The organism is Planctomonas deserti (assembly GCF_003067705.1).
GTDB classification, from domain to species: domain Bacteria; phylum Actinomycetota; class Actinomycetes; order Actinomycetales; family Microbacteriaceae; genus Planctomonas; species Planctomonas deserti.
Genome location: NZ_QANL01000004.1, coordinates 192,135 through 215,983, shown reverse-complemented (window position 1 = coordinate 215,983; position 23,849 = coordinate 192,135). Strand labels below are relative to the sequence as shown.

Genomic DNA, 23,849 nt, shown 5'->3' with positions numbered 1-23,849 from the left:
ACGCCGGCGAACGGCACCCCGGCGAACGGCAGCCCGGCCGACGGCACGCCGTCCGGCGGTCCCGGCGCGTCCGGGTCACTGGCCGTGCGCGTGATCCCGTGCCTCGACGTCGCCGCGGGGCGAGTCGTCAAGGGCGTCAACTTCCTGAACCTGCGCGACGCCGGTGACCCGGTCGAGTTCGCGCGCACCTACTACGAGCAGGGCGCGGACGAGCTCACCTTCCTCGACGTGACCGCGACCGTGGACAACCGCGCGACGACGTACGAGGTCGTGAGCAAGACCGCCGAGCAGGTCTTCATCCCCCTCACCGTCGGCGGCGGCGTGCGCTCACCGGAGGACGTGGGGCGGCTCCTCGCCAGCGGCGCGGACAAGATCGGCGTGAACAGCGCGGCCATCGCCCGGCCCGCCCTCATCGGCGACATCGCCGACCGCTTCGGCGCCCAGGTCGTCGTGCTCTCCCTCGACGTCAAGCGCGGCGGCAACACGGAGTCCGGGTTCATCGTCACGACGCACGGCGGACGCACCGAGACCGACATCGACGCGCTCGAGTGGGCGGCGCGGGCGATCCAGCTCGGCGCGGGCGAGCTTCTCGTGAACTCCATCGACGCCGACGGCACCAAGAACGGCTTCGACACCGAGCTCATCGCCCTCATGCGCGGCATCAGCAGCGTCCCGGTGATCGCCTCGGGCGGCGCCGGCCGGGCAGGCCACTTCCCCGCGGCCATCGAGGCGGGGGCGGATGCGGTGCTCGCCGCGTCCGTGTTCCACAACGGAGAGATGACGATCGGCGACGTGAAGCGCGAGCTGTCCGCCGCCGGGATGGCGGTGCGCTGATGACCATGACGGCGACTGACGTGGATGCGGTGCTCGACCGGGCGAGGTTCGCGTCCGACGGGCTGCTGCCCGCGATCATCCAGCAGCACGACTCGAAGGAGGTGCTGATGCTCGGCTACATGAACCGCGAGGCGCTGCGCCGCACGCTCACGGAGGGGCGCGTGACGTTCTGGTCGCGCTCCCGCAGCGAGTTCTGGCGCAAGGGCGACACCAGCGGGCACGCCCAGTACGTGCGCGGTGCCGCGCTCGACTGCGACGCGGACACGCTGCTCGTGCAGGTGGACCAGGTCGGGGTGGCCTGCCACACCGGCACGCGGACCTGCTTCGACGCGGACGCCCTCGACCCCGTCACGGGGGAGACCCGATGAGCGGCACGGGAACGACCGGCACCGCGCGCGCCGGCGGCACGAGCGGTGCGACCGGCACGACGGCCCGCGAGGAGTTCGACGCCCTGCTCGGCGACCACCGCGTCGTGCCCGTCGCCCGGGAGCTGTTCGCCGACGGCGAGACGCCGGTCGGCGTCTACCGCAAGCTCGCCGGCGGCCGACCGGGCACCTTCCTGCTCGAGTCCGCCGAGCAGGGCGGCATCTGGTCCCGCTACTCCTTCGTGGGCGTCGACTCCTTCGGTGTTCTTACCCAGCGCGGCGGCGCGGCGGAGTGGCTGGACTACGGCCTCGGTGCCGACCGCGCCCTCGGCGACGGCGCGCCCTCGGGCCCGCTCGACGCGCTCGCGGCGCTGTTCGAGCGCTGGGAGACCCCGCGCATCGAAAACCTCCCGCCGCTGACCGGCGGCCTCGTCGGCTTCATCGGCTGGGAGGCCATCCGCCAGCTCGAGCGCCTCCCTGACCAGCCGCCCGCCGACTACGACGTGCCGGGCCAGGCGCTCGCGTTCGTGTCGGAGCTCGCGGTGCTCGACCACCGGCGCGGCACCGTGCAGCTGGTCGCGACCGCGCTGAACGACGGCACCGACGACGCGGACACGCTGTGGGAGGATGCCCAGCGCCGCCTCGACCGCATGCAGGAGCGCCTCGCGGCGCCCGCGGAGGCGTGGCTTGCCGAGGCCGACCTCGGCACCGTCCCCACCCCGACCCGCCGCTCGACGAAGGCGGAGTTCACGGCCGCCATCGAGCGCTCCAAGGAGTACATCCGGCAGGGCGACGTGTTCCAGGTGGTGGTCTCGCAGCGCTTCGACCACGAGGTGACCGCGTCACCGATCGACGTCTATCGGGTCCTGCGCACCCTGAACCCGAGCCCCTACATGTACCTGCTCGCTCTCGAGGACCCGGAGGGGGAGCCGTACTCGATCGTCGGATCCTCACCCGAGGCGCTCGTGAAGGTGCAGCAGGAGCACGTGTACATGCACCCGATCGCCGGCTCCCGGCCCCGGGGGGCGACGCCGGACGAGGACAGCACCTTCGCCGACGACCTGCTCGCCGACCCCAAGGAGCGGGCCGAGCACCTCATGCTCGTCGACCTCGCCCGCAACGACCTGCTCAAGGTCTGCCGAGCCGGCACGGTCGAGGTGACGGAGTTCATGCAGGTGGAGCGGTTCAGCCACATCATGCACCTCGTCTCCTCCGTCGAGGGGCTCCTGCGCCCGGAGGCGACGTCCGTCGACGTCTTCCGGGCCACGTTCCCGGCGGGCACGCTCTCCGGGGCGCCGAAGCCGCGGGCCCTCGAGATCATCGACGAGCTCGAGCCCGCGCAGCGCGGCGTCTACGGGGGAGTGGTCGGCTACTTCGACTTCGCCGGCGACGCCGACCTCGCCATCGCGATCCGCACCACAACGATCGCCGGGGGCGTCGCCCACGTGCAGGCGGGCGCCGGCCTCGTCGCCGACTCCGACCCGGACAGCGAGTACCTGGAGACCCAGAACAAGGCGGCTGCACCGCTGCGGGCCGTCGCCGTGGCGAACTCCCTCCGCCGGGTGCGCTGACGGTGCGCTCCCCGGCGCGACTCAAGTACACCCTCGTGCTCGCGGTCATCGCCGTGAGCGCACTCGTGCTGCTCGCCTGGTCGCGCGACTGGTACGTCTTCACGCTCGCGGGCGACTCCGCCGACCGGGTGGCCGTGCCCGGGTCGGTGGCCGCCCCGGCGCTCAGCGCGCTCGCGCTGGCCGGCATCGCCCTCGCCGCCGCGCTCGCGATCGCCGGACCGGTGTTCCGGGTGATCCTCGGCGTGCTCCAGATCGTGCTCGGCGCCTGCATCGTGCTCTCCGCGTCCCTGGCCGCGGCGGATCCCGTCGCCGCGGGGGCCCGCGCGGTCACCGACAGCACGGGCATCGACGGCGCCGCATCCGTCGCCGCCCTCGTGGCCGGGGTCTCGGGCGGCACCTGGGCCGCCGTCACGCTTGCACTCGGCGTGCTCGCGGCGCTCCTCGGCGTCGCCGTGCTGGTGACGTCCCGCCGGTGGCCCGCGTCCTCGCGCCGGTACTCCGCCGTGCAGTTCGACGAGGCCCCCGCGCGGGGGCGCGACGCGAGCGTCTCCGACTGGGACACCCTGAGCGACGGGCGGGACCCCACAGGGAGCGACCGCTAGACTCGACCGGAACGCGACACCCCCGAGGAGTAGAGAACACATGAGCGCTGAGTCCACCGAGCCCGGCCACGGAAATTCGCCCGCCGCGTGGGTGGCCGTCATCGTCATGCTGCTCGGCTTCGCCGTCGGCACGCTGGGCTTCTGGTTCGTGAGCATGCCCGTGATCATCACCGGCGTCGTGCTCATCGTCCTCGGCCTGATCTCGGGCTACGTGCTCAAGCGCATGGGTTACGGCGTCGGCGGCGCCCGATACAACCCGAAGGCGCACTGACAGCGTGCTCGACGATCTCGTAGCCGGAGCCGTCCTCGACGCTTCGGAGCGTCGCACTGCGCGCCCGCTGTCCGAGGTGGAGGCGGCCGCTCTCGCCCGCCCCGCCGCGCTCGACGCCCTGGCGGCCCTCGCGCCGTCGGAGCGCGTGAAGATCATCGCCGAGGTGAAGCGCGCGAGCCCGTCCCGCGGGTCCCTCGCCGAGATCCGTGATCCCGCGACGCTCGCCGTCTCCTACGAGACGGGCGGCGCAAGCGCCATCAGCGTGCTCACCGAGGGGCGGCGCTTCCTGGGAACGCTCGCCGACCTCGAGGCCGTGCGCGCCGCGGTGCGCGTCCCCGTGCTGCGCAAGGACTTCATCGCCGAGCCGTACCAGGTGTTCGAGGCGCGCGCCGCAGGCGCCGACCTCGTGCTCCTCATCGTTGCCGCGCTCGAGCAGCCCCTGCTCCGCGAGCTGTTCGAGCTCATCGGGCAGCTCGGCATGACGGCGCTGGTCGAGACGCACAGCGCCGACGAGGTGTCCCGCGCGCTCGACATCGGCGCCGGCCTGATCGGCGTCAACGCACGCGACCTCAGCACGTTCGAGCTCGACCAGGACCTCTTCGGCCGGCTGGCCGACTCCATCCCCAGCGGCGTCATCCGGGTCGCCGAGTCTGCGGTCAAGACGGCCGCCGACGTCGCCCACTACCGACGCTCCGGCGCGGACGTCGTGCTGGTGGGCGAGGCCCTCGTCACGAACGATCCCGTCGACACCCTCACAGAATTCCTGGCGGTCTGACATGGCACTGCGCACCCAAACCGGTCCCTACTTCGGCGAGTACGGGGGCCGTTACGTTCCCGAGTCGCTGATCGCGGCCCTCGACGAGCTCGCCGCCGAGTACGAGAGCGCCCGGGACGACCCGGCGTTCCAGGCCGAGCTCGCCGAGCTGCACCGCACCTACACGGGCCGACCCTCGATCATCACCGAGGTGCCGCGCTTCGCGGAGCACGCCGGCGGCGCCCGCGTCATCCTGAAGCGCGAGGACCTGAACCACACCGGGTCGCACAAGATCAACAACGTGCTCGGCCAGGCGCTCGTCGCCAAGCGGCTCGGCAAGACCCGCCTCATCGCCGAGACCGGCGCGGGCCAGCACGGCGTCGCCACCGCGACGGCCGCCGCGCTGTTCGGCATGAGCTGCGTCGTCTACATGGGCGAGGTGGACACCGAGCGCCAGGCGCTCAACGTCGCCCGCATGCGGCTGCTCGGCGCCGAGGTCATCCCCGTCAAGACGGGCTCCCGCACGCTCAAGGACGCCATCAACGACGCCCTCCGCGACTGGGTCGCGAACGTCGACACGACGCACTACCTGCTCGGCACCGTCGCGGGCCCGCACCCGTTCCCGGTCATGGTGCGCGACTTCCACAAGATCATCGGCGAGGAGGCTCGCCAGCAGGTCCTCGACCTCACCGGCGCGCTGCCCACCGCGGTCACCGCCTGCGTCGGCGGAGGCTCGAACGCCATGGGCATCTTCCACGCCTTCCTCGACGACCCGGACGTGCAGCTGTTCGGCTACGAGGCGGCGGGCGAGGGCGCGGACACCCCGCGGCACGCGGCGACGATCACCAAGGGGCGCCCGGGCGTGCTGCACGGCGCCCGCAGCTACATGCTGCAGGACGAGGACGGCCAGACCGTCGAGTCGCACTCCATCTCCGCCGGTCTCGACTACCCGGGCGTCGGCCCGGAGCACGCCTGGCTCTCGGACATTGGCCGCGCCTCGTACCTCCCGGTGACGGATGCCGCGGCCATGGACGCGCTGCGCCTCCTCTCCCGCACCGAGGGCATCATCCCCGCCATCGAGTCTGCGCACGCCCTCGCCGGCACCCTCGAGCTGGGCAGGAAGCTCGGCCCGGACTCCGTGATCCTCGTGAACCTCAGCGGGCGCGGCGACAAGGACATGGAGACCGCCGGCCGCTACTTCGACCTCATCGACGCGGAAGCGGAGCAGGTATGACCGAGACCCAGAGCGGAACGACCGCGAGCCCCGTCGAGCGCGTCATCCGGGCCCGCCGTGAGGCGGGCACCGGCGCGCTCATCGGCTACCTCCCCGTCGGCTTCCCCGACCTCGAGACCAGCGTCGACGCCGCCGTCGCTCTCGCCGAGAACGGCGTCGACGTCATCGAGCTCGGCCTGCCCTACTCCGACCCGGTGATGGACGGACCCGTCATCCAGGCCGCGACCCAGCAGGCGCTCGCGCAGGGCTTCCGCCTGCGCGACGGCTTCGAGGCGGTGCGCCGCATCACGTCGCGCGTTGACGCCCCGGTCGTCCTCATGACCTACTGGAACCCGGTCGTGCAGTACGGCGTCGACCGCTTCGCCGACGACCTCGCCGCCGCCGGGGGAGCGGGCCTCATCACGCCCGACCTGATCCCCGACGAGGCGGGCGAGTGGATCGCCGCCTCCAACCGGACGGGGCTCGACCGCATCTTCCTCGCCGCGCCGTCGTCGACCGCCACCCGCCTGCAGCAGGCCGTGTCGACGAGCCGCGGCTTCGTCTACGCCGTGAGCACGATGGGCATCACGGGCGCCCGGTCCGACGTCGACAACGCCGCCCGCGGACTCGTGGAGCGGCTGCGCGAGGCCGGCTCCGAGAGCGCGTGTGTCGGCCTCGGCATCTCGACCGCCGAGCAGGTGCGCGAGGTCCTGGCCTACGCCGACGGCGCGATCGTCGGCTCCGCCCTCGTGTCCGCGCTCGCCAACGGCGGCGTCGACGAGGTGGCCCGCACGGCGAGGGCCCTCTCCGACGGCACTAGGGTAAGTTAGCCGTCGCTTCGCATCACACCCCCTCTCGTTCGAAGCTTCTTGTGAAAGGAAGCAGCCGTTGTTCCTCCCTGCCAGCATCCCGAGCCCGAGCCCGGATCAGACGCGGTTCGACCTGACCGGGTGGCTCGCCGACTTCGGCATCAACCTGCCCCTGCAGTTCACGATCCACGCCTACGCGCTCGCGATCCTGGCCGGCATCATCGCGGCCACCATGCTGACGTCGCGGCGGCTCACGAAGCGGGGCGCCGAGCCCGGCATCGTGCTCGACATCATCCTGTGGGCCGTGCCGCTCGGCATCGTCGGCGCCCGGGCGTATCACGTGCTCACGCACCCCGGCGACTACTTCTTCGACGGCGCGGACCCGTGGCGGGTCTTCTACATCTGGGAGGGCGGCAACGCCATCTTCGGCTCGCTCCTCGGCGGCGCGGTCGGCGCCTGGATCGGCTGCCGCTTCACGGGCATCCGCTTCTGGTCATTCGCCGACGCGCTCGCCCCCGCGATGCTGCTCGCCCAGGCGCTCGGCCGTCTCGGCAACTACTTCAACGCCGAGCTCTACGGCACGCCGACGGACCTGCCCTGGGGCCTCGAGATCCCGAGCACCAACCCCGCCTACCCGGCGGGCCTGCCCGAGGGCACGCTGTTCCACCCGACCTTCCTGTACGAGATCCTCTGGAACCTCGCCGGCATGGCGCTGATCCTGCTCCTCGAGCGCAAGATCCGCCTGCGCTGGGGCCGCGCCTTCGCCCTGTACCTCATCTGGTACGGCATCGGCCGCACCTGGTTCGAGTCCCTCCGCATCGACCCGAGCGAGGTCTTCTTCGGGCTGCGCACCAACGTCTGGGCCGCCCTCGCGGCCATCGCGATCGGCGTGATCCTGTTCGTCGTGCAGACCCGCAGACACCCCGGCGTCGAGCCGAGCGTGTACGAGCCCGGACGGGAGTGGGCACCGGCTTCCGCTGAGGTAGACTCCGTTTACACTGATTCGGATTTCGAGAGCGGTCGTGCGGACGGCAGCACCGGGATCGGCGAGTCAGGCGCCTCTCAAGCGACCGCCACAAGCGGCTCTCGCGCGACGTCATCGGACGCCGGGTAGATTACTCCTCCCCGCCTCGTCACAGACGAACACCCGCCGCTCTCCTGCAGCGGCGGTACATCGAAATAGTGGGCCAGCGACGTCCCCCTCTACTTCCTGCTACAAGAGGACGGTTACCGCATGTCGGTCGACACCACTTCTGAGAGCATGACGCCTTCGGGCGGCATGCCGTTCAGCACGGCGCCCGCCGCACAGGGCATGTACGACCCCAGGTTCGAGAAGGATGCCTGCGGGCTCGCCATGGTGGCGACGCTGCGCGGCACCGCCGGCCACGACATCATCGTCGCGGCCCTCGACGCGCTGCGGAACCTCGAGCACCGCGGCGCGGTGGGCTCGGACGCGGGCACCGGCGACGGCGCGGGCATCATCACGCAGGTCCCCGACGCGTTCCTGCGCGCCGTAGCCGGCTTCGAGCTGCCCGCCGCCGGCCAGTACGCCGTCGGCCTCAGCTTCCTGCCGACCGACGCCGCCGAGCGCGAGGCCGTCAAGGCGGGCATCGCGACGATCGCCGAGGAGGAGGACCTCCGGGTCCTCGGCTGGCGGGCCGTGCCGGTGAACCCGGGCGAGCTCGGCTCCCTCGCGCGCGGCGCCATGCCCGTGATCGAGCAGCTCTTCGTCTCCAGCGCCCGGTTCGACGACGAGGGCGCGCCGCTGGCCGGCATCGCCCTCGACCGCCAGACGTTCCGCCTGCGCAAGCGCGCCGAGCGCAGCGTCGCCGCGTACTTCCCGTCCCTCTCGTCGCGCACCATGGTCTACAAGGGCATGGTCACGACGCTGCAGCTCGAGCCCTTCTACCCGGACCTCTCCGACGAGCGGTTCGCCTCCAAGCTCGCGCTCGTGCACTCGCGTTACTCCACGAACACCTTCCCGTCGTGGCCGCTCGCCCAGCCGTTCCGGATGATCGCGCACAACGGCGAGATCAACACCGTGCAGGGCAACCGCAACTGGATGCGCGCGCGCCAGTCGCAGCTGCAGTCCGAGCTGCTCGGCGACCTCGCGCCCATCCTGCCCATCGTCACCCCCGGAGCCAGCGACTCCGCCTCGTTCGACGAGGTCGTGGAGCTGCTGTCGCTCAGCGGCCGCACCGTGCCGCACGCGATCATGATGATGGTCCCGGAGGCGTGGGAGAACTCGACCGACATCGACCCCGAGCTCCGGTCCTTCTACGAGTACCACTCCATGCTCATGGAGCCCTGGGACGGCCCCGCCGCCATCGTCTTCACCGACGGCGCCGTCGTGGGCGCGACCCTCGACCGCAACGGGCTGCGCCCCGGCCGCTACCTCGTGACCGACGAGGGCCTCGTCGTGCTCGCGAGCGAGATCGGCGTGCTCGACATCGACCCCGCCCGCGTCGTGCGGAAGGGCCGCCTGCGCCCCGGGAAGATGTTCCTCGTCGACACCGAGGCCGGCCGCCTCATCGAGGACGAGGAGATCAAGAGCACCCTCGCGTCGTCGCAGCCGTGGGGAGAGTGGCTCGAGGAGGGCCGCATCAACCTGCACGACCTGCCCGAGCGCGAGCACATCGTGCACACGCCGGCCTCGGTCGTGCGCCGCCAGCGCACCTTCGGCTACACCACCGAGGAGGTGCGCATCCTGCTCTCGCCCATGGCGCAGACGGGTGCGGAGCCGCTCGGTGCGATGGGCTCGGACACCCCCATCGCGGTGCTGTCCAAGCGTCCGCGCCTGCTCTTCGACTACTTCACGCAGCAGTTCGCGCAGGTGACCAACCCGCCGCTGGACTCCATCCGCGAGGCCGTCGTCACGTCGCTGCGCCTCGGCCTCGGCCCCGAGCGCAACCTGCTCGACGCAACCCCGGAGCACGCGCGCCAGGTCATCCTCGACTTCCCGGTGATCGACAACGACGAGCTGGCGAAGATCCAGCACATCGACCCCACGCCCGGCAGCCGGACCACGACGACCGTCCGCGGTCTCTACCGTGTCGACGACGGGCCGCAGGCGATGGAGCGGCGGATCGCCGCCATGTGCCAGGAGGTCGACGAGGCGATCGAGAAGGGCGCGCTGTTCATCGTGCTCAGCGACCGCGACTCGACCAGCGACCTGGCGCCCATCCCGTCGCTGCTGATGCTCGCGGCCGTGCACCACCACCTCATCCGCACCGAGAACCGCATGCGGGTCGGCATCGTCGTCGAGGCCGGCGACGTGCGCGAGGTGCACCACGTCGCGGCGCTCATGGGCTTCGGCGCGTCCGCGGTGAACCCGTACCTCGCCATGGAGACCTGCGAGAACCTCGTCCGCAGCGGCATGATCGTCGGCATCACGCCGGAGAAGGCCGTCAAGAACGTCATCAAGGCGCTCGGCAAGGGCGTGCTCAAGATCATGTCCAAGATGGGCATCTCCACCGTGTCGTCGTACGCCGCGGCGCAGACGTTCGAGGCGGTGGGGCTCAGCAAGGAGTTCGTCGCCCAGTACTTCACGGGCACCCCGTCGCGGCTCGGCGGCGTCGGCATCGACGTCATCGCGGCCGAGAGCGCCGCCCGGCACGCGGACGCCTACGGCCCGGAGCGGGTCACCGAGGCGCACGAGCACCTGAACACGGGCGGCGAGTACCAGTGGCGCCGCTTCGGCCCGCCGCACCTCTTCAACCCGGACACCGTGTTCCGGCTTCAGCACTCCACCAAGTCGCGCCGGTACGACATCTTCCGCGAGTACTCGCAGATGGTCGACAAGCAGGCCGAGGAGCTCATGACGCTGCGCGGCCTGTTCCGCCTGCAGACGGATGCGCGCCCGTCCATCCCGCTCGACGAGGTCGAGCCGATCAGCGAGATCGTCAAGCGCTTCTCGACCGGTGCGATGAGCTACGGCTCCATCTCCCAGGAGGCGCACGAGACCCTCGCGATCGCGATGAACCGGCTCGGCGCGAAGTCGAACACGGGCGAGGGCGGCGAGGACGTCGACCGGCTGCTCGACCCCGAGCGCCGCAGCGCGATCAAGCAGGTCGCGTCCGGCCGGTTCGGCGTCACGAGCATGTACCTGACGCACGCCGACGACATCCAGATCAAGATGGCGCAGGGCGCGAAGCCCGGCGAGGGCGGCCAGCTGCCGCCCATGAAGGTGTACCCCTGGATCGCGCGCACCCGCAACGCGACCGCGGGCGTCGGCCTCATCTCGCCGCCGCCGCACCACGACATCTACTCCATCGAGGACCTGAAGCAGCTGATCTTCGACCTCAAGCGCGCCAACCCGGGCGCCCGCATCCACGTCAAGCTGGTCAGCCAGTCGGGCATCGGCGCGGTCGCCGCGGGCGTGACGAAGGCCCTGGCCGACGTCGTGCTCGTGTCCGGCCACGACGGCGGAACGGGCGCGAGCCCGCTCAACTCCCTCAAGCACGCGGGCACCCCGTGGGAGATCGGCCTTGCCGAGACCCAGCAGACGCTCATGCTCAACGGCATGCGCGACCGCGTCGTCGTGCAGGTCGACGGTCAGATGAAGACCGGCCGCGACGTCATCGTCGCCGCGCTGCTCGGCGCGGAGGAGTACGGCTTCGCGACCGCGCCGCTCATCGTCTCGGGCTGCATCATGATGCGCGTCTGCCACCTGGACACCTGCCCGGTCGGCGTCGCGACGCAGAACCCGGAGCTTCGCGCCCGCTTCAGCGGCAAGCCGGAGTTCGTGGTGAACTTCTTCGAGTTCCTCGCCCAGGAGGTGCGCGAGTACCTCGCCGAGCTCGGCTTCCGCAGCCTCGACGAGGCCATCGGCCACAGTGAGCTGCTCGACGTCGACGCCGCGATCAAGCACTGGAAGGCCGACGGCCTCGACCTCAGCCCCGTGCTGGTCGGGCCGGAGTTCGCCGAGGACGAGCCGCGCCGCAACCGCGTGCCGCAGAACCACGAGCTCGAGGAGCACTTCGACAACCTGCTGCTGCACCGCAGCCGGGACGCCATCGAGCACGGCACGCCGGTGCGGATCGAGCTGCCCGTGCGCAACACGGCCCGCGCGGTCGGCACGATGCTCGGTCACGAGGTCACCAAGCGGCACGGCGTCAACGGGCTGCCCGCGGGCACCATCGACATCACGCTGCACGGCTCCGCCGGTCAGTCGTTCGGCGCGTTCGTGCCGTCCGGCATCACCCTGCGCCTCGAGGGCGACAGCAACGACTACGTCGGCAAGGGACTCTCGGGCGGAAGCATCGTCGTGCGGCCCGACCGCTCGGCGACGTTCCCCGCTGAGCAGAACGTGATCGCGGGCAACGTGATCGGCTACGGCGCGACCCAGGGCAGCATGTTCCTGCGGGGCATCGTCGGCGAGCGCTTCATGGTGCGCAACTCCGGGGCGACCGCCGTCGCCGAGGGCGTCGGCGACCACGCGCTCGAGTACATGACCGGCGGACTCGCCGTCATCCTGGGCGAGACCGGGCGGAACCTGGGCGCCGGCATGTCCGGCGGCACCGCGTATGTCTATGAGCTCGACCGCGACCGGGTGAACGGCGAGGCGCTCGCGTCCGGGGAGCTCGAGCTGCACCCGCTCGGCAGCGGCGACAGGGAGATCCTGCACGACCTGCTCGAGCAGCACGTCCGCGAGACGGACTCCGCGGTCGCGGAGCGCATGCTCGCCGACTTCGACACCGCCGCGGAGCGCTTCGTGAAGGTGCTGCCGCGGGACTACGCCGCCGTGCTGGCCACCCGCCAGACGGCTGTTGATGAAGGCCTCGATCCCGATGGGGACGTGGTCTGGGGAAGGATTCTGGAGGTGACCGGTGGCTGACCCGAAGGGCTTCCTCAAGGTACGGGAGCGCGAACTCCCGGCACGTCGACCCGTCTCGCTGCGGCTCATGGACTGGAAAGAGGTCTACGAGCAGCAGGAGTCCGGCGAGCTCCGGCGCCAGGCCGGGCGCTGCATGGACTGCGGCATCCCGTTCTGCCACCAGGGCTGCCCGCTCGGGAACCTGATCCCCGAGTGGAACGACCTGATGTGGCGCGGCGAGGGCCGCGAGGCGAGCGAGCGCCTGCACGCGACGAACAACTTCCCGGAGTTCACCGGCCGGCTGTGCCCCGCCCCGTGCGAGAGCTCGTGCGTGCTCGGCATCAACCAGCCGCCCGTGACGATCAAGCAGGTCGAGGTCTCGATCGCCGACCAGGCGTTCGCGAACGGCTGGGTGCAGCCGCACCCGCCCGAGCGGCTCACCGGCAAGACCGTCGCCGTCGTCGGATCCGGCCCCGCCGGGCTCGCGGCCGCTCAGCAGCTCACCCGCGCCGGTCACACCGTCGCGGTGTTCGAGCGTGACGACCGCATCGGGGGGCTGCTGCGCTACGGCATCCCGGACTTCAAGATGGAGAAGAAGCACCTCGACGCGCGCCTCAACCAGATGATGGCCGAGGGCACCCGCTTCCGCGCGGGCGTCAACATCGGCGTGGACATCACCTGGGGCGAGCTGCGTCAGCGTTACGACGCCGTGGTCATCGCCACCGGTGCGCTCGTGCCGCGCGACCTGCCGATCCCCGGACGCGACCTCGACGGCATCCACTTCGCCATGGAGTACCTCACGCAGTCCAACCACGCGACCGCGGGCGACACCGTGGTGAACCAGATCATGGCGGAGGACAAGCACGTCGTGATCCTCGGCGGCGGCGACACCGGTGCGGACTGCATCGGCACCGCCCACCGCCAGCACGCCGCGTCGGTCACCAACCTCGCCATCGGCAAGCAGCCGCCGTCCGAGCGACCCGAGACGCAGCCGTGGCCCATGTCGCCGACGCTGTTCGAGGTGTCGAGCGCGCACGAGGAGGGTGGCGAGCGCCACTACCTGGCGTCGACGGTCGAGTTCCTCGGCAACGACGACGGCACGGTGCGCGCGATCCGCGTCGCCGAGACCGAGTACCGCGACGGCCGCCGCGTGCCGCGGGCCGGCACCGAGCGCGAGATCCCCGCGGACCTCGTGCTTCTGGCCCTCGGCTTCACCGGACCGGAGAGCACGGACCTGTCGTCGCAGCTCGGCGTCCCGTTCGACGAGCGGGGCAACGTGCGCCGCGACGGCGAGTACCAGACCTCCGAGCCCGGCGTCTTCGTGGCCGGCGACGCCGGTCGCGGACAGTCCCTCATCGTCTGGGCCATCGCCGAGGGCCGTGCAGCGGCCTCCGCCGTTGACCGGTACCTTGAGGGTGAGACCGAGCTTCCGTTCCCGGTGCGCCCCACCGATCGGGCCATCTCCGTCTGAGTGGGCCTTCCGCCCCGCACAGCAGCCGTTCCGGCACAGCACAATCCGCACGACGCGCCCGCGGGCGCAGAAACGTGAGCAACCACAGCATGAGTAGACGCGCGAAGATCGTCGCGACCCTGGGGCCGGCGACGTCGTCGCTGGAGAGCATCCGAGCCATCATCGACGCGGGCGTTGACGTCGCCCGCATGAACCTCAGCCACGGCAGCTACGACGTGCACGAGGCGATCTACGCGAAGGTCCGCCAGGCCGCGGAGGACTCCGGCCGCGCGGTGGCCGTGCTTGTCGACCTCCAGGGTCCGAAGATCCGTCTCGGCAAGTTCGCGAACGGGCCGCACGACCTCGCGGTCGGCGACGTCTTCAAGATCACGATCGAGGACATCGAGGGCACGAAGGACATCGCCTCGACGACCTTCAAGGGCCTGCCGAACGACGTCAAGGCGGGCGACCCGCTGCTGATCGACGACGGCCGCGTCACGCTCCGGGTGACCGACACCGACGGCACCGTCGTTACGACGGTCGTCGAGGTGCCCGGCGCCGTGTCGAACAACAAGGGCATCAACCTCCCCGGCGTCGCGGTGAACGTGCCCGCGCTGTCCGAGAAGGATGAGGCCGACTTGCGCTGGGGCCTGCGCCTCGGCGCCGATATGATCGCCCTGTCCTTCGTGCGCAACGCGGCCGACATCGACCGCGTGCACGAGATCATGGCCGAGGAGGGTCGCAAGATCCCCGTCGTCGCCAAGGTCGAGAAGCCGCAGGCGGTCGACGCGCTCGAGGAGATCGTGGACGCGTTCGACGCGATCATGGTCGCCCGTGGCGACCTCGGCGTCGAGCTCCCCCTCGAGGCCGTGCCGATCGTGCAGAAGCGCGCCGTCGAGCTCGCCCGCCGCCGCGCGAAGCCGGTCATCGTCGCCACCCAGATGCTCGAGACCATGATCTCCAGCCCCCGCCCGACCCGCGCCGAGGCGTCCGACTGCGCCAACGCGGTCCTGGACGGCGCGGACGCTCTCATGCTGAGCGGCGAGACGTCGGTCGGCGAGTTCCCGGTCATCACCGTGCAGACCATGGCGCGCATCATCGAGTCGACCGAGGAGCACGGTCTCGACCGCATCCCGGCGCTCGGCACGCGCCCCTTCACCCAGGGCGGCGCGATCACCCTGGCCGCGGCGGAGGTCGCCTCGTTCGTCGAGGCGAAGTACCTCTGCGTGTTCACGGAGTCCGGCGACTCCGTGCGCCGCATGTCGCGCCTGCGCAACGGCATCCCGATCCTCGCGTTCACGCCCGACCCCGCCATCCGCCGGCGCATGGCGCTGAACTGGGGCGTCGAGTCCTTCGTCGTCTCCCGCGTGAAGCACACCGACCAGATGGTCGCCCAGGTGGACGAGGTCCTCACCCGCGAGGGCATGGCGGTGAACGGCGAGAAGGTCGTCATCATCTCCGGGTCCCCTCCCGGAATCCCCGGCACCACCAACGACATCCGCGTGCACCGGGTCGGCGACGTCCTCTAGCCACGCGCGTGTTCCGTGCTGATGCGCGCGAGCCCTCCGGGGCCGCGCGCATCCGCCGTTAACCCGGCTCCCGGGCGGCGCCCCCGTCACGGGGGCGCCCTGCCGCGCGGCGGACGTCTGGTATGGTCTGCCGAATGCTTGCCGACGACACCCGGACGCGCCCCCGCCGCGAGGCCGACGCGCTCCCGCCGCAGCGTCCGCGCCGCGCCGACATCCAGGGACTGCGGGCCATCGCGGTCGTCGCCGTGATCCTCGACCACCTCGTGCGCTGGCCCTCCGGCGGCTTCGTCGGCGTCGACGTCTTCTTCGTGATCAGCGGCTTCCTCATCACCGGTCTCCTCCTGCGCGAGCACGAGACGACGGGCTCGATCTCGCTCCGGTCGTTCTACCTGCGGCGCGCGAAGCGCATCCTGCCCGCGAGCCTGCTCGTCCTCCTCGTCACGGTCACCGCCGCGTTCGCCGTCTTCAACGACTCCCGCGCGGCGGACGTGCTCAACGATGCGTTCTGGGCCGCGCTCTTCTCCGCCAACTGGGACCTCGTGCTCACCGGGACCGACTACTTCCAGGGTGCGGGGCCGGTGTCACCGCTGCAGCACTACTGGTCGCTCGCGGTGGAGGAGCAGTTCTACTTCGTCTGGCCCTGCCTCCTGCTCCTCGTGCTCCTGCTGACCGCCCGCCGGTCGCGCGGGGTCGTCGCGGTCGTGCTCGCCGTGCTCGCCGCCGCGTCCTTCGCGTTCGCGCTCTGGGAGAGCGCGCAGAGCCCCGCCACGGCGTACTTCTCCACCGCGTCGCGCGTCTGGGAGCTTGCGGTCGGCGCCCTGCTCGCCGCCGTCTCGCCCGCGCTGCGCCGCATCCCCGACCGGCTGCGGCCGGTGCTCGCCTGGCTCGGGCTGCTCGGCATCGTGGCCTCCCTGTTCGTCATCACGGACGCGATGCCGTTCCCCGGGCCGTGGGCCGCGCTGCCCGTGCTCGCCACGGCCGTCGTGATCGCCGCGGGCACCGGCGGTCCCGTGCGTCTCCTCGCCCCGCTGACCAACCGGGTGAGCGGGTACGTCGGTGACATCTCGTACTCCCTGTACCTCTGGCACTTCCCGGTGATCGTGCTCGCCACCGCGTTCTTCGCCGAGGGCACCGCCCTGTTCCTCGTGGTGTCGGTCGTGCTGACCGCCGCCCTGTCGGTCGCGTCGTACCACTTCCTCGAGGAGCCGATCCACCGGCTGCCGATAGCCGAGGGGAAGGCGGTCACGAGGTCCGCCCGGGCGGGCCGGATGGGCGACTGGCAGCACAGCTACCTCGCCCGGTTCCGCTTCGGGTCTCTCGGCCTCCTCGGTGTCCTCACCGTCCTGCTCGTCGCCGTCGCGCTCGCCCCGCGCGTCGCCCCGACGGCCTCGGCATCTCCCGCATCCGCGTCGTCGTCCGCGATGACGTCGCAGGAGCTGGCGAACGGCATCGAGACCGCCCTCCAGCAGGACGCCTGGCCCGCGCTGAGCCCGTCGCTCGACGAGGTCATGTCGGGGCCTCAGGTGCCGCAGGACGTCACCGCGTGCGGCGAGGTGAGCGCGGCGCCCGAGGAGGAGTGCTCCTGGGGACCGGCGGACGCGGAGCGCACGATGGTGCTCGTCGGCGACTCGACGTCGCTCGCCTACACCGAGGCGTTCCGGGAGATCGCGGACGCCGAGGGCTGGCGGGTCGTCACGCGGGCCATGTTCGGCTGCCGCTTCCTCGGCCTGACCTTCGCCAACGACAACGCGGCCCTCGAGGCCGCGTGCCCCGGCCGGGTGGATGACGCGGTCGCGGCGATCGACCGCATCAAGCCGGACCTCGTCGTCATCTCGAACAGCTACGCGGGCGGCGACTCCGCCGCGACCGGCAAGGAGGTGACGCTCGACGAGTGGTCGGAGGCCCTGCGCTCGATCCACACGCGCATCTCGTCCGCGGCGTCCGCGGTCGCCGTCGTCACGCCGCCGCCGTCGAGCAAGGACGTCGCGGACTGCTACACGAACCTCAGCACGCCCGCCGACTGCGTCTCGATCGTCTCGGAGGAGTGGACAGACTTCTTCGAGCGGGACAGCGAACTGGGGGAGGAGCTCGGCGTCGCCGTCTACGACTCGCGGCCCTGGTTCTGCTCCGGCGGGATGTGCCCGCCGTTCGTGGGCACGACGCCGATGAAGCTCGACGCGACGCACATCACCGCGGAGTACGCCCGGCTGATCGCGCCGGTGATCCGCAGCGAGCTCGCCCGCGACGAGCTCCTCTGACGCGGTCGGTTCCACACCCCGGGCGTTCCGGACCCCCGGGTTCGGGGGAGAGGTGCGGCCGGGGTGCGGCGCCCCTAACCTGAACGGGTGGACGCGGGCGATCGGACGGGCAGCACGAGCGAGGCCGAGCCCGTAGCCGACGACCGGCCGGTCGGGGGCATCTGGTCGCCGGCCCGGCGGGCGACGACCGTCGGGGCGACGGGGCTCGTGTTCCTCAACGCCTTCGAGTCGCTCGCCGTGACCACCGTGATGCCGCTCGTGAGCCGCGACCTCGGCGGTGGCCCGCTCTATGCGCTCGCGTTCGCGGCGCCGATGGCGGTCGGGATCGTCGGCATGGTGCTCGCGGGCAGCTCAGCCGACCGGCGAGGACCCCTGCGGCCGCTGGTCGCGGCCATCGTCCTGTTCGCAACCGGGCTGCTCTGCGCCGGGCTCGCGCCGACCATGCTCGTGCTGCTCGCGGGTCGCGCGCTCCAGGGCCTCGGCGCCGGCGGGGTGACGGTCGCGCTGTTCGTGCTCGTGGGCAGGGCGTATCCGCCGGACCTGCATCCGCGGATCTTCGGCGCCTTCGCCGCCGCCTGGGTGCTGCCGTCCATCGTCGGTCCGGTGCTCGCCGGCCTCGTGGCCGAGCACACGTCGTGGCGCTGGGTCTTCCTCGGCGTGCTCGCGCTCGTGCCGTTCGTCACGGCCGCTGTCCTCCCGGCCGCCCGGGCCGCGAGCGGACCGATGGACCGCGCGCCCGCCCTGCACCCCGCCCGAGCGTTGCTGGCCGTCGGGGCCGCGGCAGCCGTCCTCGCGGTCGGGTCCCTCGCCCAGGTCTCCTCCCCGGTCGTCGTTCCCGTCGTTGCGCTCCTCGTCGTCGCTCTCGTGTTCAACCTCCGCCCGCTACTGCCGCCCGGCACCTTCCGGGCGCGACGCGGGCTGCCGAGCGTGCTCCTGGCCCGGGCCGGGGTCGCCGCGGCATTCTTCGGTGCGGAGGTCTACATCCCGTATCTCCTCATCGAACGGCACGGCCTCACCCCGTCCCTTGCCGGGATCACCCTCACGGGAGCGGCCATCAGCTGGGCGTCGGCGTCGCAGCTCCAGGCCTGGCTCGGTGCCCGGATCAGCCACGCGGTCGTCGTGCGCATCGGTGTCGCCGTCGTGGGGGCGACCGACGTGCTCGTGCTCACGGCCGCGCTGGCCGACTGGCCGTCGCAGGTCCTGTTCGCCGCCTGGATGCTCGGCGGCGCGGGCATGGGCTTCGCCTTCCCTCGCATCAGCACGCTCGTGCTCTCGCTCGCGCCGGAGTCGCAACGCGGCTTCACCACGTCCGCGATGTCCATCGTCGAGGCGGTGGCGGCGTCCCTCACCCTCGCCGTCTCCGGGCTGGTGTTCGCGGCGCTGGCGCCGGCGGGCGGCGTCGTGCCGTTCGCGGGCAGCTTCGCCCTCGCGACGCTGACGGCGGCCGCGGCGCTGCTGTTCGCGCTGCGCATCCGCCGCTGATCCGCCGCTGATCCGCCGCTGATACGCGCGGAGGATCGCGCGGGCTGCAGCGAGGCGGGACCTCAGAGCCGGTGCGGCGGGTGGGGAACGAGCATCCCGGGCACCGCCGCCGCCGTGGTGCCGGATGTGGGGGTCGAACCCACACGTCCTTCCGGACAAAGCATTTTGAGTGCTCCGCGTCTGCCATTCCGCCAATCCGGCCCAGCACGGCGTGGTTCACAATACCGTAGACTTCTCGGCGTGTCAGACCAAGAGACCTCGCCCTCAGCCCCCCGTCGCGTCGTTGTCGCCGAGGACGAATCCCTGATCCGACTGGATATCGTGGAGACGCTCCGCGACAACGGCTTCGAGGTCGTCGGCGAGGCCGGCGACGGCGAGACCGCCGTCGCGCTGGCCACGGAGCTGCGTCCCGACCTGGTCATCATGGACGTGAAGATGCCCCAGCTCGACGGCATCTCCGCGGCCGAGCGCCTCAGCAAGGGCCACATCGCGCCCGTCGTACTGCTCACGGCATTCAGCCAGAAGGAGCTCGTGGAGCGCGCGAGCGAGGCCGGCGCGCTGGCCTACGTGGTCAAGCCGTTCACCCCGAACGACCTGCTGCCCGCGATCGAGATCGCGCTCGCCCGCTACGCCCAGATCATCACGCTTGAGGCCGAGGTGTCCGATCTCGTGGAGCGCTTCGAGACCCGCAAGCTCGTCGACCGCGCCAAGGGCCTGCTGAACGAGAAGATGGGCCTGACCGAGCCCGAGGCGTTCCGCTGGATCCAGAAGGCGTCGATGGACCGCCGCCTGACCATGCACGACGTGGCCCAGGCCATCATCGAGCAGCTCGCCCCCAAGAAGTAGCACCCGCTCCTCCCTCAACCCCACAGCGCCCTGCCCCGGGTGACGCCACCGTCGGCGCCCTGCCCAGGCAGGGGGATCCTGCCCAGCTTCAAGCTGCGCACGATCCTCCTGCCTGGGCAGGATCCGGTTAAGGGCGGCGCCGGCGACCGACAGAGCGGCGTGTGCCAGGGTGCGGCGGGCCGTTACGGGCGGTCGCGCAGCAGGTTCGTGATGCGCACGGTCGACAGGCGCCTGCCCTGCTCGTCCGTGACGACGATCTCGTGCGTCGTGAGCGTGCCGCCCAGGTGCAGCGCGGTGCACGTGCCGGTCACCGTGCCGCTCGCGACGGAGCGGCTGTGGCTCGCGTTCAGCTCGATGCCCACGGCGATGCGGCCGGGACCGGCGTGCAGGCTTGCCGACATCGACCCGAGCGACTCCGCGAGCACGACGTGCGCCCCGCCGTGCAGGATGCCGTACGGCTGCGTGTTGCCCTCAACGGGCATCGTGGCGACGGAGCGCTCGGCGCTCAGCTCCAGCACCCGGATGCCCATCTTCTGGGCGAGGGGGCCGACGTCTGAGGGCAGCCGGTGCGCGCCCGCGGGCGCCCCCTCCTGCGCGATGCTGTCCTGCATGATCTCCTCGGGGAGGCGGCGGAAGGCGGACGGATCCCGACAGACCCCCGCCGGCCGACGGCCGAGGACGCGCCCGGCGCTGTCAGCGGCTGCTTATAGGCTGGAGCCCGTGCCGAATCCCGAAAAGCCTACCCTTCTGATCGTCGACGGCCACTCGCTGGCATTCCGGGCGTTCTACGCGCTCCCCGTCGACAGCTTCACCACCCGCGACGGCCAGCACACCAACGCCATCCACGGCTTCCTCGCCATGCTGCTGCTCCTGCTGCAGAAGGAGAAGCCGACCCACGTCGCGGTGGCGTTCGACATCTCGCGCTTCTCGTTCCGCACGCGCGAGTACGCGGAGTACAAGGGCACCCGCGGCGCGACGCCGCCCGAGTTCACCGGTCAGGTCCCGCTCCTCCAGGAGGCGCTGAAGACCATGAACATCACCACCATCGCCAAGGAGGACTACGAGGCGGACGACATCCTCGCGACCCTGGCCAAGCAGGGCGCGGAGCAGGGCTTCCGGGTCCTCGTGGTCTCCGGCGACCGGGACACCATCCAGCTCGTGAACGACGACGTCACGCTGCTCTACCCGAACGCCATGGGCGTGAGCCAGCTGGGTCGGTACGACGCCGAGAAGGTGATGGAGAAGTACGGCGTGACGCCGGAGCAGTACCCGGACATCGCGGCGCTCGTGGGCGAGACCAGCGACAACCTGCCCGGGGTCGACAAGGTCGGCCCGAAGACGGCGGCCAAGTGGATCAACCAGTACGGATCCCTCGACGCCGTGCTCGAGAACCGCGAGTCCATCGGCGGCAAGGTGGGCGAGAACCTCCGCGCCCAGGTCGAGAACGTCGTGCGCAACCGCAAGCTCAACCGGCTCCTGACCGACGTCGAACTGCCGGTCGGCCCGGCGGACCTCGAGCGGAAGGGCATCGACGAGCCCGCCCTGCGCGAGCTTTTCGACCGGCTGCAGTTCCGCACGCTGCTCGACCGGATCCTCAAGCTCGAGGCCGACGAGGAGCCGACGTCGAGCGCGAACACGCTCGAGGTCGCCGTCAACGAGGACGTCACGGAGTCGACCCCGCACCCCGAGGCCCAGAACCTGCTCGACGAGGAGCTCGAGAAGTGGCTCGAGCGCTCGTCCGCGGCGACGCCGGGCGGGCTCGGCCTCACGGTCGAGGTGTACGACGGCAGGGTGACCGGCTTCGGCGTCGCCAGTGCGACGGAGTCCGTGACGCTGCCCTGGGTGCCGGACCGGCAGGACTACGCGCCGTTCGAGCGGTGGCTCGCCGGCCCCAGCCCCAAGGTCATGAGCGACGCCAAGTACCAGGTGAAAGCCATGACGCAGTCCGGCCTGGCCTTCGACGGCCTCGCGTTCGACGCGCACGTCGCCGGCTGGCTCCTGCGACCGGGATCCCCGGACAAGACGCTTGCTGCGCTCGTCGCGCGGCACCTGCACGAGGACCTGCCCCAGCCGGATCAGAACCAGCTGGTCCCCGCGGACGACATCCTGACCACCCCGCTCGAGGCCTGGTTCACGCAGCGCCTGTGCACGGCGATGCGGGACGAGCTCGACGCGACGACGCTGTCCGTGCTCGTCGACATCGAGCTGCCGACGCTGCTGGTGCTCGCCCACATGGAGCTGAGCGGCATGACGACGGACCGCGCGACGCTCGGTGAGCTCTCCTCCGCGCTCGGCGAGCGGGTGGCCGCGCTCGCGCAGAGCGCCTACGCGGAGGTGGGCCGCGAGCTCAACCTCGGGTCGCCGAAGCAGCTGCAGGAGGTGCTGTTCGATCAGCTCGGCATGCCGAAGACCCGGGCCAACAAGACCGGCTTCTCCACGGACGCCGGCGCGCTCGCCGATCTGCAGGCGTCCAATCCCCACCCGTTCCTCGACCTCCTGCTGCAGCACCGCGACGCGAGCAAGCTTCGCCAGATCATCGAGACCCTCGAGCGGTCCATCGGGCCGGACGGGCGCATCCACACCTCGTACGTGCAGACGGGCACGAGCACGGGACGCATCTCGTCGACTGACCCGAACCTGCAGAACATCCCCATCCGCACCGAGGAGGGCCGCCGCATCCGCCGGGCCTTCCGCGTTGGCGAGGGATACGACACCCTGCTCACCGCGGACTACTCGCAGATCGAGATGCGCATCATGGCGCACCTCTCCGGGGACCCCGGGCTCATCGAGGCGTTCAACGCGGGGGAGGACCTGCACCGCTTCGTCGGCTCGCGCGTTTTCGGCGTCGGCCCGGGCGACGTCACGTCCGAGATGCGCAGCAAGGTGAAGGCGATGTCCTACGGGCTCGCGTACGGGCTCAGCGCGTTCGGCCTGTCGAAGCAGCTGCGCATCGAGACCGCCGAGGCCAAGCAGCTCATGAGCGACTACTTCTCGCGCTTCGGCTCGGTGCGCGACTACCTGCGCAACGTCGTCGAGCAGGCGCGGGAGGACGGCTACACGGAGACGATCTTCGGCCGCCGCCGGCCCTTCCCCGACCTGAAGAGCCCGAACCGGGTGATCCGCGACAACGCCGAGCGCCAGGCCCTGAACGCGCCCATCCAGGGCTCCGCCGCCGACATCATGAAGTTCGCGATGATCGGCATCGACCGCGACCTCCGCGAGCAGGGGTTGCAGGCGCGCATGCTCATGCAGGTGCACGACGAGCTCGTGTTCGAGGTGCACGACGCGGAGTGGAACGCGCTCGAGTCGATCGTGACCAGCCGCATGGCCGGTGCCGCCTCGCTGTCCGTGCCTCTCGACGTGCAGGTCGGTCGGGGAGAGAATTGGGACGAGGCCGCGCACTAGAGCGGCATCGAGGGCGCCGACGGCGGTGCCTCAGAGGAACCATCAGCGAAAGAAGTACCCCGGTGCCCACGAGCCCCATCGACAGCCCGCCCTCGACGATCGCCGCACTCCTCCTCGAGGGCGGCGTCCTGCTGGAGGCCACGGCCACCGACCGGCTCGACGCCGTCAGCCAGGCGGGAGCGCTGCTCGTGCAGAGCGGCGCGGTCGAGCCGTCCTACGTCGGATCGATGCTGCGCCGCGAGACCTCGGTGTCGACCTACGTCGGCAACGGCGTCGCTCTGCCGCACGGCACCATCGCGGGCAAGCACGCGGTGCACCGCGACGCGCTGAGCCTGCTCCGCTTCCCGGAGGGCGTGGACTGGAACGGCGAGGCCGTGCACCTGGTGATCGGCATCGCCGCCCACGGCGGGGGACACATCGCCATGCTGGCCCGCCTCGCCGACGTGCTGCTCGACCGCTCGACGGTCGACCGGATCCTCTCGGCGACCTCGACCGACGAGGTGCTGGCCGCGTTCTCGACAAGCGAGCCGGTCTCGGGGGAGTAGCCGCCGCGCGGTCCCCTCCGGTGGGCGGTCCGCCCGGTCCTGCGGCGTGGCCGGTCGAGCGGCGCAATAGGCTCGTCGGCATGACGAGCCCCCGCGAGAA

The 23,849-nt window shown here is 71.3% G+C and carries 18 protein-coding genes and 1 tRNA gene; 17 read left to right on the top strand and 2 right to left on the bottom strand.

Annotated elements, in window-relative coordinates; all coding sequences use genetic code 11:
* Positions 1 to 78: 78 nt before the first annotated feature.
* The 14 genes from hisF to DAI20_RS14395 all read left to right on the top strand — a co-directional run bounded on the left by hisF (position 79) and on the right by DAI20_RS14395 (position 18,953).
* The gene (gene hisF, locus DAI20_RS14460) at positions 79 to 834 is read left to right on the top strand and encodes an imidazole glycerol phosphate synthase subunit HisF (protein ID WP_108252598.1); all 756 of its coding nucleotides are present in this window, start codon (positions 79 to 81) and stop codon (positions 832 to 834) included.
* Between the two features lie 5 nt (positions 835 to 839).
* Positions 840 to 1,202 (top strand): phosphoribosyl-AMP cyclohydrolase, encoded by a 363-nt coding sequence (gene hisI, locus DAI20_RS14455; RefSeq protein WP_168927694.1) that lies wholly within the window; start codon positions 840 to 842, stop codon positions 1,200 to 1,202.
* The gene (locus tag DAI20_RS14450) at positions 1,199 to 2,770 is read left to right on the top strand and encodes an anthranilate synthase component I (protein ID WP_108252070.1); all 1,572 of its coding nucleotides are present in this window, start codon (positions 1,199 to 1,201) and stop codon (positions 2,768 to 2,770) included. Before hisI ends, DAI20_RS14450 begins: the two co-directional genes overlap by 4 nt.
* Before the next feature lie 2 nt (positions 2,771 to 2,772).
* Complete coding sequence (locus tag DAI20_RS14445; RefSeq protein WP_108252068.1) at positions 2,773 to 3,372, top strand: Trp biosynthesis-associated membrane protein; 600 nt, start codon at positions 2,773 to 2,775, stop codon at positions 3,370 to 3,372.
* A gap of 40 nt (positions 3,373 to 3,412) precedes the next feature.
* A complete protein-coding gene (locus tag DAI20_RS14440; RefSeq protein ID WP_108252066.1) occupies positions 3,413 to 3,643 on the top strand; it encodes a DUF6704 family protein in 231 nt (76 codons plus the stop codon).
* A 4-nt stretch (positions 3,644 to 3,647) separates the two neighbouring features.
* The gene (gene trpC, locus DAI20_RS14435) at positions 3,648 to 4,418 is read left to right on the top strand and encodes an indole-3-glycerol phosphate synthase TrpC (RefSeq protein WP_108252064.1); all 771 of its coding nucleotides are present in this window, start codon (positions 3,648 to 3,650) and stop codon (positions 4,416 to 4,418) included.
* Between the two features lies 1 nt (position 4,419).
* On the top strand, positions 4,420 to 5,631 hold the full coding sequence (gene trpB, locus DAI20_RS14430) for a tryptophan synthase subunit beta (RefSeq protein WP_108252062.1): 1,212 nt from the start codon (positions 4,420 to 4,422) through the stop codon (positions 5,629 to 5,631).
* Positions 5,628 to 6,440, top strand: a complete 813-nt coding sequence (gene trpA / locus DAI20_RS14425) for a tryptophan synthase subunit alpha (RefSeq protein ID WP_108252060.1) — start codon at positions 5,628 to 5,630, stop codon at positions 6,438 to 6,440. The genes trpB and trpA overlap by 4 nt, the downstream gene beginning before the upstream one ends.
* Positions 6,441 to 6,498: 58 nt before the next feature.
* Positions 6,499 to 7,533 carry a prolipoprotein diacylglyceryl transferase gene (gene lgt, locus DAI20_RS14420; RefSeq protein WP_108252058.1) on the top strand — a complete coding sequence of 345 codons (1,035 nt, stop codon included), beginning with the start codon at positions 6,499 to 6,501 and terminating at the stop codon, positions 7,531 to 7,533.
* A gap of 147 nt (positions 7,534 to 7,680) precedes the next feature.
* Complete coding sequence (gene gltB / locus DAI20_RS14415) at positions 7,681 to 12,255, top strand: glutamate synthase large subunit (RefSeq protein ID WP_108252596.1); 4,575 nt, start codon at positions 7,681 to 7,683, stop codon at positions 12,253 to 12,255.
* Positions 12,248 to 13,705, top strand: a complete 1,458-nt coding sequence (locus tag DAI20_RS14410) for a glutamate synthase subunit beta (RefSeq protein WP_108252056.1) — start codon at positions 12,248 to 12,250, stop codon at positions 13,703 to 13,705. The genes gltB and DAI20_RS14410 overlap by 8 nt, the downstream gene beginning before the upstream one ends.
* A gap of 89 nt (positions 13,706 to 13,794) precedes the next feature.
* Positions 13,795 to 15,213, top strand: coding sequence for a pyruvate kinase (gene pyk / locus DAI20_RS14405; protein WP_108252594.1), 1,419 nt, complete (start codon positions 13,795 to 13,797; stop codon positions 15,211 to 15,213).
* Positions 15,214 to 15,347: 134 nt separating this feature from the next.
* Positions 15,348 to 17,471 (top strand): acyltransferase family protein, encoded by a 2,124-nt coding sequence (locus tag DAI20_RS14400; RefSeq protein ID WP_159085077.1) that lies wholly within the window; start codon positions 15,348 to 15,350, stop codon positions 17,469 to 17,471.
* An 87-nt stretch (positions 17,472 to 17,558) separates the two neighbouring features.
* Positions 17,559 to 18,953 (top strand): MFS transporter, encoded by a 1,395-nt coding sequence (locus DAI20_RS14395; protein WP_108252053.1) that lies wholly within the window; start codon positions 17,559 to 17,561, stop codon positions 18,951 to 18,953.
* A 115-nt stretch (positions 18,954 to 19,068) separates the two neighbouring features.
* Here the strand turns inward: DAI20_RS14395 and DAI20_RS14390 are convergent.
* A tRNA-Leu gene (locus tag DAI20_RS14390) sits at positions 19,069 to 19,154 on the bottom strand.
* Between the two features lie 39 nt (positions 19,155 to 19,193).
* Between DAI20_RS14390 and DAI20_RS14385 the strand changes: the two genes are divergently transcribed.
* On the top strand, positions 19,194 to 19,799 hold the full coding sequence (locus DAI20_RS14385) for an ANTAR domain-containing response regulator (RefSeq protein WP_159085076.1): 606 nt from the start codon (positions 19,194 to 19,196) through the stop codon (positions 19,797 to 19,799).
* 182 nt (positions 19,800 to 19,981) lie between these two features.
* Here the strand turns inward: DAI20_RS14385 and DAI20_RS14380 are convergent, their stop codons facing one another.
* Positions 19,982 to 20,410 (bottom strand): PaaI family thioesterase, encoded by a 429-nt coding sequence (locus DAI20_RS14380; protein ID WP_108252048.1) that lies wholly within the window; start codon positions 20,408 to 20,410, stop codon positions 19,982 to 19,984.
* Between the two features lie 109 nt (positions 20,411 to 20,519).
* On the opposite strand from DAI20_RS14380, the gene polA reads away from it, so the two are divergent.
* Together polA and DAI20_RS14370 are read left to right on the top strand one after the other, a co-directional pair.
* Complete coding sequence (gene polA / locus DAI20_RS14375) at positions 20,520 to 23,204, top strand: DNA polymerase I (protein WP_108252046.1); 2,685 nt, start codon at positions 20,520 to 20,522, stop codon at positions 23,202 to 23,204.
* Positions 23,205 to 23,266: 62 nt separating this feature from the next.
* On the top strand, positions 23,267 to 23,749 hold the full coding sequence (locus DAI20_RS14370) for a PTS mannitol transporter subunit IIA (protein ID WP_240606090.1): 483 nt from the start codon (positions 23,267 to 23,269) through the stop codon (positions 23,747 to 23,749).
* Positions 23,750 to 23,849: the final 100 nt, after the last annotated feature.

What these genes read in the sequence shown, in the direction of transcription:
- DAI20_RS14380 (WP_108252048.1), bottom strand. Translation starts at nt 20,410, where the DNA reads ATGCAGGACAGCATCGCGCAGGAGGGGGCGCCCGCGGGCGCGCACCGG.
- pyk (WP_108252594.1), top strand. Translation starts at nt 13,795, where the DNA reads ATGAGTAGACGCGCGAAGATCGTCGCGACCCTGGGGCCGGCGACGTCG.
- DAI20_RS14450 (WP_108252070.1), top strand. Translation starts at nt 1,199, where the DNA reads ATGAGCGGCACGGGAACGACCGGCACCGCGCGCGCCGGCGGCACGAGC.
- DAI20_RS14440 (WP_108252066.1), top strand. Translation starts at nt 3,413, where the DNA reads ATGAGCGCTGAGTCCACCGAGCCCGGCCACGGAAATTCGCCCGCCGCG.
- trpB (WP_108252062.1), top strand. Translation starts at nt 4,420, where the DNA reads ATGGCACTGCGCACCCAAACCGGTCCCTACTTCGGCGAGTACGGGGGC.
- trpA (WP_108252060.1), top strand. Translation starts at nt 5,628, where the DNA reads ATGACCGAGACCCAGAGCGGAACGACCGCGAGCCCCGTCGAGCGCGTC.
- hisI (WP_168927694.1), top strand. Translation starts at nt 840, where the DNA reads ATGACGGCGACTGACGTGGATGCGGTGCTCGACCGGGCGAGGTTCGCG.
- gltB (WP_108252596.1), top strand. Translation starts at nt 7,681, where the DNA reads ATGACGCCTTCGGGCGGCATGCCGTTCAGCACGGCGCCCGCCGCACAG.
- DAI20_RS14400 (WP_159085077.1), top strand. Translation starts at nt 15,348, where the DNA reads ATGCTTGCCGACGACACCCGGACGCGCCCCCGCCGCGAGGCCGACGCG.